Genomic DNA, 14,024 nt, shown 5'->3' on the forward strand with positions numbered 1-14,024 from the left:
GTGTAAACACTATTTTTGTAATAAATAACTTAATCAGGAATGCAGTTTAAACATCCCGAAATTCTTTACGCACTATGTTTGCTTATCATTCCTATCATTATCCATTTATTCCAATTACGCCGTTTTCAAAAAGAAGCCTTTACTAATGTTGCTTTTTTAAAGCAGGTTGTCATTCAAACACGTAAAAGTTCACAACTAAAAAAATGGCTAACTTTACTTACCAGAATGCTATTGTTGGCTTGTGTAATCATTGCGTTTGCGCAACCTTTCACTTCAAAGAGTACTACTTTTAGTACAACACCCGAAACAGTTATTTATTTAGATAACTCTTTTAGTTTACAAGCAAAAGGAGAACAAGGCGAATTATTGAAGCGTGCCATTCAGGACATGATAGATGAAATTAATCCTGATGATAAAATTTCTATTTTAACTAATGATGTTGTTTTTAAGAATACAACCATAAAGACAATTCAAAATGATTTATTGCAATTAGAATATGCTTCAAATCAAATGCCTTATGATGCTGCACTACTAAAAAGCAAAAATTTATTTAGTCAAAACGCAACAAATAAAAATTTAATTTTTGTATCAGATTTTCAGCAGAAAGAAGCTGATTTTTCTTTAGAAAATGATTCGCTATACCAAGTCAATTTAGTAAAATTAGAACCCGTAAACACATCAAATATAAGTATTGACAGTGCGTATGTTGAGAAAACATCGGCTAATTCACTGCAATTACAAGTCATCTTAAAAAACAATGGAAATCCGGTTGATAATTTACCTATATCATTGTTTGATGACGATAAATTATTAGCTAAAACATCGACGGATATTGAAAATGAAACACAGATTACATTTACACTATCCAATCAGGAAATATCACATGGTAAAATAATAGTTGATGATAATAGCTTACAGTTTGACAACACGCTTTTTTTTAATTTAAATAAGCCACCAAAAACTAATGTGCTCAACATTAACAATGCTGAAGATATCTTTATTAAACGTCTTTATGCTTCTGATGAATTTGAATATTCTGCTACTACTCTATCAGAATTAAATTATAGTGTGATTGATAATCAAAACTTGATTATTTTAAATGAATTGGAACAGATACCGAGTTCTCTTTCAAATTCATTAAATTCATTTATTGCCAATGGCGGCTTTGTTATTGTTATTCCTTCAGGAAACAGCGACTTGAATTCATATAACAGTTTATTATCTCAATATGCCATTAAATTTGATGAAAAACTGAATACCGAAAAGCGCGTGACACAAATTAGCTATGCACATCCAATTTATGAGAATGTGTTTGATAAGCAGGTTTCAAATTTTCAATACCCTAAAATAAATGCTTATTTCCCAGTAGTGTCAGCTGGCAATCTGGAGCCTCTTAAATTTGAAGATGGTCGTGGGTTCCTGATTGAAAGTGATCAATTATATGTGTTTACCGCACCATTGAATCCTAAAAACTCTAGTTTTAGTAACTCGCCACTGATTGTTCCTACTTTTTATAACATAGCGAGACAAAGCTTGAAAACGCCACAGTTATATTACACAATTGGTGTTGAAAATCAATTTGACGTGACCACCACCATGCAACAGGATGATATTTTAAGTATTAAAAACGAAAATTTAAACATCATACCACAACAACAATACTTTAACAGTAAAGTAACCCTTATCACTAAAGATTTGCCCAATTTGGCTGGTGTATATAACATTACCAATAAGGCTGAACTAATCACAAAAATCAGTTATAATTATAACCGAGGAGAAAGTGTATTGCGCTACCAAGATATTACTAATATAACCCATGCTACAGTAAGTAATTCACTTGCGGATATGATAAAAACACTAAAAAGTGACTCCAAAATTAATGAGCTATGGAAATGGTTTATTATTTTTGCATTAGCTTTTTTAATTATTGAAATGCTCATCTTAAAATATTTTAAATGAACGTACTTCTGAAATCTGCCACAATAATTGATTCTAAAAGCGATTTCCACAATCAAACGGTTGATATTTTAATTGAAAAAGGTGTTATTTCCAAAATTTCGAATCGTATTAATAATTCTAATGATTACCGAGAAATTCATTTAGACAATTTACACGTTTCACAAGGATGGTTTGATAGTAGTGTGAGTTTTGGTGAGCCTGGTTTTGAAGAACGCGAAACTATTTCAAATGGTTTAAAAACAGCAGCATTATCGGGCTTCACAGCCGTTGCAATGAATGCCAATACTAATCCTGTTCTTGATAGTTATGCCGATATTTCATTTGTTATTTCAAAAGGGCAAAACAATGCTGTTTCACTTTATCCTATTGGAGCATTAACCAATGGATCAAAAGGTGAAAATTTGGCGGAATTGTTTGATATGAAAAATGCAGGTGCAGTTGCTTTTTATGATTATCAAAAACCCATTAAAGACCCTAATTTGATGAAAATTGCTTTGCAATATGCTGATAATTTTGGAGGGTTAATCTGTTCTTTTCCACAAGAATCAAAAATAACAGGTTTGGGAGTTGTGAATGAAAATTATACTAGTACCTCATTGGGACTTAAAGGAAATCCTAATTTAGCTGAAGAACTTCAAATTGTTCGTGATTTGTTCTTATTGGAATACACAGGAGGCAAACTTCATATCCCAACTATTTCAACTGCCAAATCAGTTAGCTTAATAAGGGAAGCTAAAAAGAAAAAACTAGATGTTTCCTGTAGTGTGGCCATTCATAATCTGTTTTTTAGTGATAGTGTTTTGGAAGGTTTTGATACACGATATAAAGTAACTCCACCATTACGAACTCAAGAAGATATTGATACTCTTATTGAAGGGTTAAAAGATGGTACTATTGATATGGTGACTTCAGATCACAATCCAATTGATATTGAGCATAAGAAGGTCGAGTTTGATTACGCTGAATATGGCACAATTGGACTTGAGTCGGCATTTGGAGCACTGAATACCGTATTATCTACCAAAAAAGCCATAGATATACTTACCAAAGGAAAAAACAGGTTTGGAATAGCATCTAAACCCATTGCTTTAGGCGTAAAAGCAGAATTAACACTTTTTAATCCTAAAACCACCTATACCTTTACAAAAGCACAAATTCATTCTACATCCAAAAATGCCATTTTTAATAATATTGAATTAAAAGGAAGTGTTTTTGGTATTATAGCTAACAAAAAAGTTGTTTTAAAATAATGATGACTGAACATACAATACGAGAAGGCAGAACTATGGCAATAGTAGCCTATTTTACATTTGTGGGACTCATAATCGCCATTATCATGAATTTAGATAAAAAGAATCCTTTTACAGCTTTTCATATCAGGCAAATGCTAGGGTTAATAATCTTGCTTATTTTTTCTAATCTAACAGAAGCTTACGTAAATTCTTGGCTAGGTACTATTTTTTGGGTTATAACCTTTGTGTTTTGGTTGTTTGGTTTATACCATGCTATAAAATCGGAAGCCAAGCCTGTTCCAGTTTTAGGCGAAAAATTTCAAGAATGGTTTCAAAACATTAATTAATTTTTACTTTGGATTTACACTACATCACAAGACCTTCGACACTCAAAGAAAATGCACCATTATTAATCATGTGTCATGGGTATGGAAGTGATGAAAACGATTTGTTTTCTTTTGCTTCTGAATTGCCTGAAGAATTGTTTATTATTTCATTACGCGCTCCTTATACCTTACAACCTTTTGGCAATGCTTGGTATGCTATAAATTTTGATGCCAATCAGAATAAATGGAGTGATGACGAACAAGCAAAAGAATCACGTGAAAAAATAGCTGGTTTTATTGATTATGCTTGTGATCAATATCCAGTAAATAAAGAGTCAGTCACATTATTAGGATTTAGCCAAGGAACTATATTAAGTTATGCTGTGGCACTTACATACCCTGAAAAAGTTAAGAATGTTATTGCCTTGAGTGGTTATATAAACCCTAATATCATTCCTGAAAATTTTGAATCTATTGATTATTCAAAGCTTCATTTTTATTGTTCCCATGGTAGTGCAGACCAGGTTATACCTGTAGAATGGGCTAGAAAAGCTCCAAAATTTTTAGAGGCATTAAATATCGACTTTAAGTATTCTGAATTTCCTGTTGGGCATGGTGTAGCTCCACAAAATTTCTATGAATTTAAAAATTGGTTGCTAAATAAAATTCAATAAACAGGATATATAAAGGAGGCTTCACGATTAAAAATAACTTTTTGATCTTCGTTAATTTCATAGGTCAAGAATAATTCACCCCAATATTTGCCATCAGAAAAATTTGTAACAACCCACTTATGGTTTAAAATTCTAATAGCATCAATCTGCATTTTTCCACCACTTAATGATGGGTAAGGAATTAAAGGATGCTCCTCTCCTTTTACTGAATTTAACTCATATAATTCCTCTTTCACCAACGGAATAAGTTGATTAACACGATATCCTTGCTCTTCAAAATAAGACAAAGCAGGCTCACTATTTTCAATAGAAAATTCAGACAGAGTTAAAACTCTATCACGTAGATTGTTAATTGTATCCTGATACTTTTCAAATTTAGCTTCTTTTTTAGCCATCTTACTTTCATAATCCTCTAATATATTTTTTGAATTTACATATTGAAAAACAACAAGTAAAAGAGTAAAAATAAACAGATACATAAAAATTCTATTCTTCATTATATGGTAATTTTTAAAGTGTCATAAGCTAAAAAAACGTTTTCAGGCAATTTTTGTTGTACGTCATCATGAAATCCCAATAAATGACTAATGTGCGTGAGATAAGCTCTTTTAGGCTTTAAAATATTGATTATATCTAGCGCTTGCTCCAAATTCAAATGAGATGGATGCTCACTTTCTCGTAAAGCATTGATTACCAAAACATCCAAGTTTTTCAATTTTTCCATTTCCTCTTTCGCGATTGTTTTCATATCGGTTAGATACGCAAAATTATGAAATCTAAAACCAAAAACCTGTAGATTATAATGCATACCGTTAATTGGAATAACAGATATACCTCCAACATCAAAAGGCTCATTGGTAATTATATTTTTTTGAACACTTGGAGCTCCAGGATATTTGTTTTCAGTTTCAAAGATATAATCAAATCTGCGCTCTAACTCACCCAAAACTCGCTTATGTGCATAAATAGGAATGTCACCTTGCCTAAAAAAGAAAGGTCTTATATCATCTAATCCAGCTGTATGATCAGCGTGCTCATGTGTGAAAAGAATGCCATCAATACGGTTGCAATTGGCTCGTAGCATTTGTTGTCTAAAATCCGGACCACAGTCAATAACATAAGTATAATCATGCCATTCAATTAATACCGAAACGCGTAATCGTTTGTCTTTCGGATTTGTACTTAAACACACAGGATGCGTGCTTCCAATTACAGGAATACCTTGTGATGTACCAGTGCCTAAAAATGTTACTTTCAACGCTTAAAGTTTGAAAACAAAAATAGGGTTATTTTTTTGTTTGACATGGTAATTTAATACCTTTGTAATTAAGAATTAATCCCAATTTACAATGGAAATTAGCTTAAAAGGTGATAAAGAGTTTGATGAAGTTCCCTCATTAAAAACGAAAGCACTACGTATAAATCTCAACGAAAATATTTACGGTACTTTTGCTGAAATTGGTGCAGGTCAAGAAACTGTGAGACAGTTTTTTAGAGCTGGAGGTGCTTCAGGTACTATTGCCAAGGCTATGTCTGCTTATGATAAGGATTTTAGTGATGCTATCTATGGAATTGAAGATGATGGTCGTTATGTCACTGAAGCACGATTGCGTAAAATGCTGGATCATGAAATTGAACTTATCGAGCAACGATTAATTCGGGATAAACATCCACACAAATTGTTTTTCTCTTATGCAAATACGGTTGCAACTATTGATTTTGCAAAAAAATATAAAGGTCATGGTTGGGTAGGAATTCGATATCAGATTGATGCTGATGATGATTATAATGAAATTACCCTGCATTTGCGCTTCAAAGAAAACGATGCGCGCTTGCAACAAGAAACGTTAGGCATTCTCGGAACCAATCTTATATATGGTGCGTTTTATAAGTATAACGAACCTAAAAAATTATTGCGTTATCTATACGATCATTTGGATAAGGATCAGTTGGAAATTGATACAATCAATTTTTCAGGACCAGTATTTGAAAGTGTTGATAACCGACTTATGAGCTTACAGCTTGTTAAAAACGGTATGACGGATGCTGTAATGTTTGCTCCAGATGGTAATAATGTATTACCAGCTCGTGTACTTTACAAAAAAAATATTTTAGCGCTACGTGGAAGTTTTAGACCAGTTACCAAAGTAAACATGGATATGTTTCAAAAATCATACGACATGTTTATAAAGGAAAATAAGGTAGATGCTGATAAAACACAAGTAGTCTTTGAAATTACATTGTCCAATTTAAGAGCAGAAGGTGAAATTGATGAGCAGGATTTTATGGATCGTGCCAGACTGTTATGTTCTTTAGGTCAAACCGTTCTAATTTCAAATTTCCAAGAATATTATAAGCTCGTTGAATACTTTTCTCAATATACTAAAAGTCGTATGGGACTCGCAATGGGAGTCAACAACCTTGTAGATATTTTTGATGAGAAATATTATCGTCACTTAAGTGGTGGTATTCTCGAAGCTTTTGGTAAACTTTTCTTTAAAGATTTACGTGTTTACCTCTATCCTATGCAGAATGATGATGGTACACTCACTACCAGCGAAAACCTAAAGGTACATCCTAGAATGAAGGAATTATATAAATTCTTCAAGTATAATGGCAAAGTAGTAGATATTGCTGACTATGATGCGTCAAACCTAACTGTTTTCTCAAGAACCGTCTTAAAAATGATTAGCGAAGGTGAAGACGGTTGGGAGTCAATGTTACCTGAAGGTGTTGCCAAATTAATTAAAGAGAAAAGCCTTTTTGGTTTTGAAACCGAAGAGGTTATGCATCCAGACGATTTATAATTAAAAACATCATAAATAAAAAAAATGCGACCATATTTAGGTCGCTTTTTTATTTTAATCAAGGATCTGATTTGCATGATCCTTTGTCTTAACTTTTGTAATGACATCTTCAATTATGCCTTTCTCGTCAATAACAAATGTTATTCTATGAATACCATCATATTCTCGTCCCATAAACTTCTTTGGTCCCCAAACACCATAAGCTTCAATTACAGTTTTGTCTTCATCTGCCAACAATGGATATGGAAAATTATATTTATTTTTAAAATTAGACTGTCTTTTTTGGCTATCAGCACTTACACCTAAAATATCATAACCTTTTTCCTTAAACTGCTCATAATTATCGCTTAAGTTACAGGCTTCAGCTGTACAGCCTGGTGTGCTTGCTTTTGGGTAAAAGAATAATACCAACTTTTTCCCTTTATAGTCTGATAAAGAAATGTCATTTCCTTGTTCATCTTTTGCTGTAAAATCTGGAGCTTTATCTCCTGGTTTCAATTGTGTCATAATTCTTAACTTTGGTTTTTTCAAAAATACAACATATGACCAAGCAAGAAAAGGTAGATTTCGTTATAAAAACGTTAAACACGCTATATCCAACCATTCCTATTCCTTTAGAGCATAAAGACCCATATACCTTGTTAATTGCTGTTCTTATGTCAGCACAGAGTACAGATGTACGCGTCAATCAAATCACACCCTTATTGTTTGCAAAGGCAGATAATCCTTATGATATGATTAAGCTATCAGTTGAAGAAATCAGAGAAATTATTAAACCTGTCGGCTTGTCACCAATGAAAAGCAAAGGGATTTATGGTCTTTCTAAAATTTTAATTGATAAACATAATGGTGAAGTTCCACAAACCTATGAGGAATTAGAAGAATTACCAGCTGTTGGTCATAAAACAGCAGCTGTAGTTTTATCCCAAGCTTTTGGTATTCCTGCTTTTCCTGTTGATACGCACATACACAGGCTTATGTATCGTTGGGGTTTTACTAATGGGAAAAATGTTGTTCAAACAGAAAAAGACGCTAAACGCTTATTCCCAAGAGAACTTTGGAATGATTTACATTTACAAATTATCTGGTATGGTCGTGAATACTCACCTGCAAGGGGTTGGGATTTGGAAAAAGATGTGATTACCAAAACTATAGGAAGAAAGACAGTACTCAAAGACTATTATTCAAAAAAGAAATAAAAAAAAGTCCTGAGACTAATCAGGACTTTTTCAAAGTTTAGTTGAGAAGTGCTTCAAACTTCATCTTATTACAATTTATAACACTTAAAGCCTTCGAATAATTAAGAAGAAAATTAACCGTTTCTTCTTTTGGGTTTAGATTAAGTTGTTTTTGAGGATTTTGTTTAGAGTAAAGTTTTGCCATTTAATTGATTATTTGGTTCTTAATACTTTACTTAACGTTCATATTTTTTATTTATTGTATTAATTTGTTAAAACTATATTATGCTTGTCAATTATTTTACGCATGTTTATTAATGCATAACGCATTCTTCCTAGAGCTGTATTGATACTAACGCCTGTTTTCTCTGATATTTCCTTAAAGCTCATATCGTTATACATACGCATAATTAGCACCTCTTTTTGATCATCAGGTAACTCTTCAATAACACGACGAACATCTTTTTCTACCTGATTTTTTATAATACTCTTTTCAGCATCTAAAGATGAATCACTTAAAACTGAAAATATATTAAAGTCTCCCGTATTACTAAATTTAGGCATGCGGTTATTTTTTCTAAAGAAATCAATGACCAAATTATGAGAAATACGCATAACCCAAGGTAAAAACTTACCTTCCTCATTATACTTGCCGAGTTTGAGGGTTTTAATAACTTTAATAAAGGTATCTTGAAAAATATCTTCAGCAACATCTCTGTCAAAAACTTTTGAGTAGATAAAGCTGTAAACACGTTGTTTGTGCCTATTGATTAAAATTTCAATAGCACGCTCGTCTCCTTTTATGTAATTAGAAACTAAAGTAGCATCAGTGATAAGTTCGTGTTGCATAATCATTACTTTTTTTCCAGAATATAGCTTCTGGGTTGGGGTTAAAAAATTTTAAAAAGTAATGTTTTGCTTATAGGCTACTATCGTGATTTTTAGAATAATACAGTTCAAATATAACAACATTCATTCCAAAAAAGCAAAAAAAAATTAATTTTTTACACAAAATATTATAAAACAATCCATTTTTTAAGATGAATTACTTGTAGTATCTTTGCCAAATTATCTTGCGTAAAACCCTATGATTACTAATATTTCAGAAGTAAACCCAAAAGAAAACATCATAATAAAAGGTGCTAAACTGCATAACCTAAAAAATATTGATGTTGTCATTCCTAGAAATAAGTTAGTAGTTATTACGGGTTTATCGGGTTCTGGTAAGTCCAGTTTGGCTTTTGACACCTTATATGCTGAAGGTCAAAGACGTTATGTTGAAAGTCTTTCGAGTTACGCACGCCAATTTTTAGGTCGTTTGAATAAACCTAAAGTAGATTTCATAAAGGGTATTGCACCAGCTATTGCTATTGAGCAGAAAGTGAATTCAACCAACCCACGCTCAACAGTTGGAACGTCAACAGAAATATATGATTATCTAAAATTATTGTATGCGCGAATTGGCAAGACCTATTCACCAAAATCAGGTAATGAGGTAAAAAAAGATACCGTAACTGATGTTTTAAACTATTTAAAAACACTTGCTGAAGGCGACAAACTTTTGCTTCTTGCTCCAGTACTTTTGGAAGAAGGTCGAAAATTATCAGATAAACTAAAAGTACTAAATCAGCAAGGCTATGCAAGGATAAAAGCTAAAGATGATATCATTAGAATAGATGAAGCGAATATAGATGCAATCAATAAAAATGATTTATTTCTAGTTGTTGATAGGATTATTAAAAAAGATGACGAAGACTTTTACAACCGTCTAGCAGATGCTATTCAAACAGCGTTTTTTGAAGGTAAAGGTACATGCATTATTGAGCAACTATCAAACAATAAGCAAAAGTCATTTAGTAATGCTTTTGAATTAGATGGCATGACGTTTTTAGAACCAAACGTACATCTTTTTAGTTTTAACAATCCCTATGGTGCTTGTCCAAAATGTGAAGGATATGGTGATGTTATTGGCATTGATGAAGATCTGGTAATACCTAATACAGGGTTATCAGTTTATGAAAATGCACTTTTTCCTTGGCGTGGTGAAAGCATGAGCTGGTATCGCGATCAATTGGTCAATAACTCCCATAAATTCGATTTTCCAATACACAAACCTTATTTTGAGTTGAGTGATGAACACAAACAGTTAATTTGGGATGGTAATGCGTATTTTGAAGGCCTAAATAGCTTTTTCGCTGAATTAGAATCTAAAGCTTATAAAATTCAGAATCGGGTAATGTTATCACGTTATCGCGGTAAAACAAAATGCAAAACTTGCCACGGAAAGCGTTTAAGACCTGAAGCTAATTATGTTATGGTTGGCGGAAAAACAATTACTGATTTGGTTGATATGCCCATTGACGAATTAAGTCTGTTTTTTAATCAATTAGAGTTATCAGACAACGATTTAAACATCGCAAATAGGTTATTAAAAGAGATTAAAAATCGTCTCTCCTATTTAACCAACGTAGGCTTAAACTATTTAACCTTAAACCGGAAGTCAAACACTCTATCAGGTGGTGAGAGTCAACGTATAAATTTAGCCACTTCCCTTGGCAGTAGTTTAGTTGGGTCAATGTATATTCTTGACGAACCTAGTATTGGTTTGCATCCAAAGGATACAGAACGATTAATAGGTGTTTTAAAAGCTCTTCGTGATTTAGGAAATACCGTAATTGTGGTTGAGCATGATGAAGATATTATGCAAGCTGCAGATGAGATTATTGATATAGGCCCTGAAGCTGGAACTTATGGCGGAAATGTTGTAGCCACTGGCACTTATTCAGATATTTTAAATTCGGATTCACTTACAGCACAATACTTAAATGAAACTCTTAAAATTGAAGTTCCTGATAAGCGTCGTACATCAAAATATGCGGTTGAGATTGTTGGTGCCAAGGAGAATAACCTAAAAAATATTGATGTTACCTTACCTTTGGGTATGCTAACCGTTGTCACTGGTGTTTCTGGAAGCGGAAAAAGTACATTGATAAAAAAGATAGTATATCCTGCCATTCAAAAGAAACTAACTGATTTTAGTGATAAAGCAGGGCAATTTTCTGAACTGAAAGGTAATTTCAGTAATATTGAGCACATTGAATTTGTTGACCAAAATCCTATTGGTCGTTCATCACGCTCCAACCCTGTAACTTATATTAAAGCCTATGATGATATTCGTGCGCTTTATGCCAGTCAAAAATTGAGCAAAATTCGTAATTATCAAGCCAAGCACTTTTCGTTTAATGTAGATGGTGGTCGCTGCGAAACTTGTAAAGGTGAAGGTGAAGTGACTATTGAAATGCAATTTATGGCCGATGTGCATCTTACTTGTGAGACTTGTAATGGGAAACGCTTTAAAAAGGAAGTCCTAGAAGTAACGTTTGAGAGTAAAACCATTGATGACATTTTAAACCTAACTATTGATGATGCCATTGAATTTTTTTCAAATAATCAGCAATCCAAGATTCAAGGTAAATTACAACCACTTCAAGATGTTGGTTTAGGTTATGTAACATTAGGACAAAGCTCCTCTACCCTTTCGGGTGGTGAGGCACAACGTATAAAACTGGCTAGCTTTTTAGGAAAAGAGACGAAAGGTGCTAATACCCTATTTATTTTTGATGAACCAACTACAGGCTTGCATTTTCATGATATTCAAAAGCTATTAAAATCTTTCCAAGCACTTATTGGTAAAGGGCATTCTATTATTGTTATTGAGCACAACTTGGAATTGATAAAATGTGCCGATTATATAATTGATTTAGGTCCTGAAGGTGGTAAACGAGGTGGTAATCTCATAGCCGAAGGCACTCCAGAAGACATCGTAAAAAACAAAAACTCTATTACAGGGCAATATTTAAAGTCAAAACTTTAATACGACAAAAAGGCTACAAAAAGTACCGCCAATGACGCCGGGAACAAAAAGACAAAAAAGGTAAAGGTCACCAAACTACACTTGAAAAAACTTAAAAACCATCCTTGGTTATAAAATCGTTTTAAGGCTAGAAATAAATAAATAAACACAGATAAAATTATAAGTGTTGTAATCCAGCCAGGAAATGCTTCCCAAGCAAAATTTAAAAGCAACAGGATACTAAATACTGTAAATAAAAAGGAGAAAAAGTAAAAACTAAATACTAAATGATAAGCATAGCGTCCTTTTCTGTAATAAAAGAGTTTCAGTATTAAGGCAAAAATTGGTAGTAAAAAAAACATGGCAATTGGAATGGTGTCATAAAAGGCCTTAAGTATGGAGCCACCACTTTTGGTTTTATAAAATTTGAGCATTTGCGCATAGAATCGTTTAGAGAAGTAACCAGCATCATCATCCATTCCCATTTCTTTATATATAGCCTTATCTGAAGCACCAGCATCAATTAATGAATCGATTTTATTTTCATCAAAGCCAAAATTCATATTAGGTTTCGTATTACCTCCTTTTTTTATAATAGAATCCAACTCTTTTATTTCCTCTTCAGGTAATCCTAACTTATCTTTGTTTGCTTCATAAGGCGCCATTAATTTAGCTACTTGAGCAGAATCTAATCCTTTTTCCGAAAGTGTATCTGCTACCTTTTTTGCTTTTTCAAAACTGCCTTTCAAAGCCTTATCAATACTCTCCTCCTGCTCTCTGGCTACAAACGAAAACAAAAAGAAAAAAATAACAGAAATAAATAAATACATCTGGGCTGGATGTAAATACAATAGTCTTTTGCCTTCAAGAAACTTTTTGGCCAAATAGCCTGGTTTGATCATCAACGGAATAAAACTCTTAAAAAAGCGCGCATCAAAAGAAAAGTAATTACTAATAGTATTGTAAAACAATACGCCTATAGTTAATTCGTCATTTACTTTTTGTCCACAATGCGGACAAAATTCAAAGCCTTTTTCAAATTCGCTTTCACAATTTTTACAAGTTGATTGGTCGCTTGCCATAAACTAAATAGAAGTTTTTATAAAATTATAAAAAACAATCTACATTCAGCGCAACATTATGTTGCTGCATATCAGTTCTTTATAATTTTGGCATGACAATTGGTATTTCAAATAGGTATAGCGTAAGCCGAAAAGCTAATGAGTAGGCAAAATCTTAAATCCTAGTATTATGAAAAAACAAGTACTTTTATTTACAGTGTTGTTAATGGGATTAACAGCTGTAACCGCAACAGAAAACTATTCTGCAAGTTCAGGTGAAGATTTAATTACACGCTATCGTTATGCACAACCTATTTTGTTTGTAGAGCGTGGTGTGGAATTTATGATTTTTCCAGATGGTAGTTTTGATTTTAACACCAATGTGGTAAATAATGCACCTTATAGTGATAACTATTACTACAGAAGTTCAACCACCATTACAAGAAGAGGCTCGGTTAATTCAATATTTGGTGCACCAGGAACTGTAAGTCGTGTTCACTTTTCAACACCAAGAGATCGCGGTGTGATTATTCAGCATGATAGAGATGGTAAAGTAAGACGCATTGGCAATGTGTTTATTAATTATGACCGCTTTGGTAAAATTAAGCGTGCAGGCTCTGTCTATATGCAATACAACAGACGTTCTGGCTTACTCACGCGTGTTGGAGGCCTAACAGTACAATACAACCGCTTTGGAGAAATTATGAGCACGTTTGGTTTTGTAAATCCGTTTAGTAACATGTGTGGCGTTTGTGGTGCATTTGGTTGCACGACTAATCATAATAGTCATTTTGATACTCATGGTAATAATTGGGATGATGACTGGAATACCGATGAAGACTTTTATTATTATAAACAAAACGGAAAAGTGAAAAAACAGAAAAAGCTCAAGTAACTTAACCTATAGTTATCTACTAAAAAGCCGATTAGTCAT

The 14,024-nt window shown here is 32.9% G+C and carries 14 protein-coding genes; 8 read left to right on the plus strand and 6 right to left on the minus strand.

What is annotated here, in order from left to right:
* The first annotated feature begins 39 nt into the window (after positions 1-39).
* Genes C1S72_RS01185 through C1S72_RS01200 form a run of 4 tightly spaced genes read left to right on the plus strand, consistent with a single transcriptional unit; the run spans position 40 to position 4,191 of the window.
* Positions 40-1,959 carry a BatA domain-containing protein gene (locus C1S72_RS01185; RefSeq protein ID WP_104733853.1) on the plus strand — a complete coding sequence of 640 codons (1,920 nt, stop codon included), beginning with the start codon at positions 40-42 and terminating at the stop codon, positions 1,957-1,959.
* Complete coding sequence (locus C1S72_RS01190) at positions 1,956-3,209, plus strand: dihydroorotase (RefSeq protein ID WP_104733854.1); 1,254 nt, start codon at positions 1,956-1,958, stop codon at positions 3,207-3,209. The genes C1S72_RS01185 and C1S72_RS01190 overlap by 4 nt, the downstream gene beginning before the upstream one ends.
* Positions 3,209-3,538: a DUF4870 domain-containing protein gene (locus C1S72_RS01195; protein WP_104733855.1), complete on the plus strand. Its 330-nt coding sequence runs from the start codon at positions 3,209-3,211 to the stop codon at positions 3,536-3,538. The genes C1S72_RS01190 and C1S72_RS01195 overlap by 1 nt, the downstream gene beginning before the upstream one ends.
* Positions 3,538-4,191: an alpha/beta hydrolase gene (locus C1S72_RS01200; RefSeq protein ID WP_230401624.1), complete on the plus strand. Its 654-nt coding sequence runs from the start codon at positions 3,538-3,540 to the stop codon at positions 4,189-4,191. The genes C1S72_RS01195 and C1S72_RS01200 overlap by 1 nt, the downstream gene beginning before the upstream one ends.
* On the opposite strand, the gene C1S72_RS01205 is transcribed toward C1S72_RS01200, so the two are convergent.
* Both C1S72_RS01205 and C1S72_RS01210 read right to left on the minus strand, forming a co-directional pair.
* Complete coding sequence (locus C1S72_RS01205) at positions 4,185-4,688, minus strand: hydrolase (RefSeq protein ID WP_230401554.1); 504 nt, start codon at positions 4,686-4,688, stop codon at positions 4,185-4,187. The two genes, C1S72_RS01200 and C1S72_RS01205, sit on opposite strands and share 7 nt — an antisense overlap.
* The gene (locus C1S72_RS01210; protein ID WP_104733857.1) at positions 4,688-5,449 is read right to left on the minus strand and encodes an MBL fold metallo-hydrolase; all 762 of its coding nucleotides are present in this window, start codon (positions 5,447-5,449) and stop codon (positions 4,688-4,690) included. Before C1S72_RS01210 ends, C1S72_RS01205 begins: the two co-directional genes overlap by 1 nt.
* 91 nt (positions 5,450-5,540) lie before the next feature.
* Between C1S72_RS01210 and C1S72_RS01215 the strand changes: the two genes are divergently transcribed.
* Positions 5,541-6,998, plus strand: a complete 1,458-nt coding sequence (locus tag C1S72_RS01215; RefSeq protein ID WP_104733858.1) for a nicotinate-nucleotide adenylyltransferase — start codon at positions 5,541-5,543, stop codon at positions 6,996-6,998.
* A 54-nt stretch (positions 6,999-7,052) separates the two neighbouring features.
* Here C1S72_RS01215 and bcp read toward each other — a convergent pair whose 3' ends face one another.
* Entirely contained in the window at positions 7,053-7,505 is a 453-nt protein-coding gene (gene bcp, locus C1S72_RS01220) for a thioredoxin-dependent thiol peroxidase (protein WP_104733859.1), read from the minus strand.
* A 35-nt stretch (positions 7,506-7,540) separates the two neighbouring features.
* On the opposite strand from bcp, the gene C1S72_RS01225 reads away from it, so the two are divergent.
* On the plus strand, positions 7,541-8,197 hold the full coding sequence (locus tag C1S72_RS01225; RefSeq protein WP_104733860.1) for an endonuclease III domain-containing protein: 657 nt from the start codon (positions 7,541-7,543) through the stop codon (positions 8,195-8,197).
* 37 nt (positions 8,198-8,234) lie between these two features.
* On the opposite strand, the gene C1S72_RS14370 is transcribed toward C1S72_RS01225, so the two are convergent.
* The gene (locus tag C1S72_RS14370; RefSeq protein WP_162919894.1) at positions 8,235-8,381 is read right to left on the minus strand and encodes a hypothetical protein; all 147 of its coding nucleotides are present in this window, start codon (positions 8,379-8,381) and stop codon (positions 8,235-8,237) included.
* A gap of 59 nt (positions 8,382-8,440) precedes the next feature.
* A complete protein-coding gene (locus C1S72_RS01230; protein WP_104735744.1) occupies positions 8,441-9,025 on the minus strand; it encodes an RNA polymerase sigma factor in 585 nt (194 codons plus the stop codon).
* Positions 9,026-9,263: 238 nt separating this feature from the next.
* Here C1S72_RS01230 and uvrA point away from each other — a divergent pair, with 238 nt between their 5' ends.
* Positions 9,264-12,050 (plus strand): excinuclease ABC subunit UvrA, encoded by a 2,787-nt coding sequence (gene uvrA / locus C1S72_RS01235; protein ID WP_104733861.1) that lies wholly within the window; start codon positions 9,264-9,266, stop codon positions 12,048-12,050.
* Here the strand turns inward: uvrA and C1S72_RS01240 are convergent.
* On the minus strand, positions 12,047-13,111 hold the full coding sequence (locus C1S72_RS01240; RefSeq protein WP_104733862.1) for a DUF3667 domain-containing protein: 1,065 nt from the start codon (positions 13,109-13,111) through the stop codon (positions 12,047-12,049). The two genes, uvrA and C1S72_RS01240, sit on opposite strands and share 4 nt — an antisense overlap.
* A 169-nt stretch (positions 13,112-13,280) precedes the next feature.
* Here C1S72_RS01240 and C1S72_RS01245 point away from each other — a divergent pair, with 169 nt between their 5' ends.
* Entirely contained in the window at positions 13,281-13,985 is a 705-nt protein-coding gene (locus C1S72_RS01245; RefSeq protein WP_162919895.1) for a hypothetical protein, read from the plus strand.
* The last annotated feature ends 39 nt before the right edge of the window (positions 13,986-14,024 follow it).

The organism is Hanstruepera ponticola (assembly GCF_002940745.1).
Lineage (GTDB): Bacteria > Bacteroidota > Bacteroidia > Flavobacteriales > Flavobacteriaceae > Hanstruepera > Hanstruepera ponticola.

Bases quoted from the DNA above. Each gene is read 5' to 3' on its own strand.
- C1S72_RS01185 (WP_104733853.1), top strand. From the start codon at position 40: ATGCAGTTTAAACATCCCGAAATTCTTTACGCACTATGTTTGCTTATC.
- C1S72_RS01190 (WP_104733854.1), top strand. From the start codon at position 1,956: ATGAACGTACTTCTGAAATCTGCCACAATAATTGATTCTAAAAGCGAT.
- C1S72_RS01195 (WP_104733855.1), top strand. From the start codon at position 3,209: ATGATGACTGAACATACAATACGAGAAGGCAGAACTATGGCAATAGTA.
- C1S72_RS01205 (WP_230401554.1), bottom strand. From the start codon at position 4,688: ATGAAGAATAGAATTTTTATGTATCTGTTTATTTTTACTCTTTTACTT.
- C1S72_RS01215 (WP_104733858.1), top strand. From the start codon at position 5,541: ATGGAAATTAGCTTAAAAGGTGATAAAGAGTTTGATGAAGTTCCCTCA.
- bcp (WP_104733859.1), bottom strand. From the start codon at position 7,505: ATGACACAATTGAAACCAGGAGATAAAGCTCCAGATTTTACAGCAAAA.
- C1S72_RS01225 (WP_104733860.1), top strand. From the start codon at position 7,541: ATGACCAAGCAAGAAAAGGTAGATTTCGTTATAAAAACGTTAAACACG.
- C1S72_RS14370 (WP_162919894.1), bottom strand. From the start codon at position 8,381: ATGGCAAAACTTTACTCTAAACAAAATCCTCAAAAACAACTTAATCTA.
- C1S72_RS01230 (WP_104735744.1), bottom strand. From the start codon at position 9,025: ATGCAACACGAACTTATCACTGATGCTACTTTAGTTTCTAATTACATA.
- uvrA (WP_104733861.1), top strand. From the start codon at position 9,264: ATGATTACTAATATTTCAGAAGTAAACCCAAAAGAAAACATCATAATA.
- C1S72_RS01240 (WP_104733862.1), bottom strand. From the start codon at position 13,111: ATGGCAAGCGACCAATCAACTTGTAAAAATTGTGAAAGCGAATTTGAA.
- C1S72_RS01245 (WP_162919895.1), top strand. From the start codon at position 13,281: ATGAAAAAACAAGTACTTTTATTTACAGTGTTGTTAATGGGATTAACA.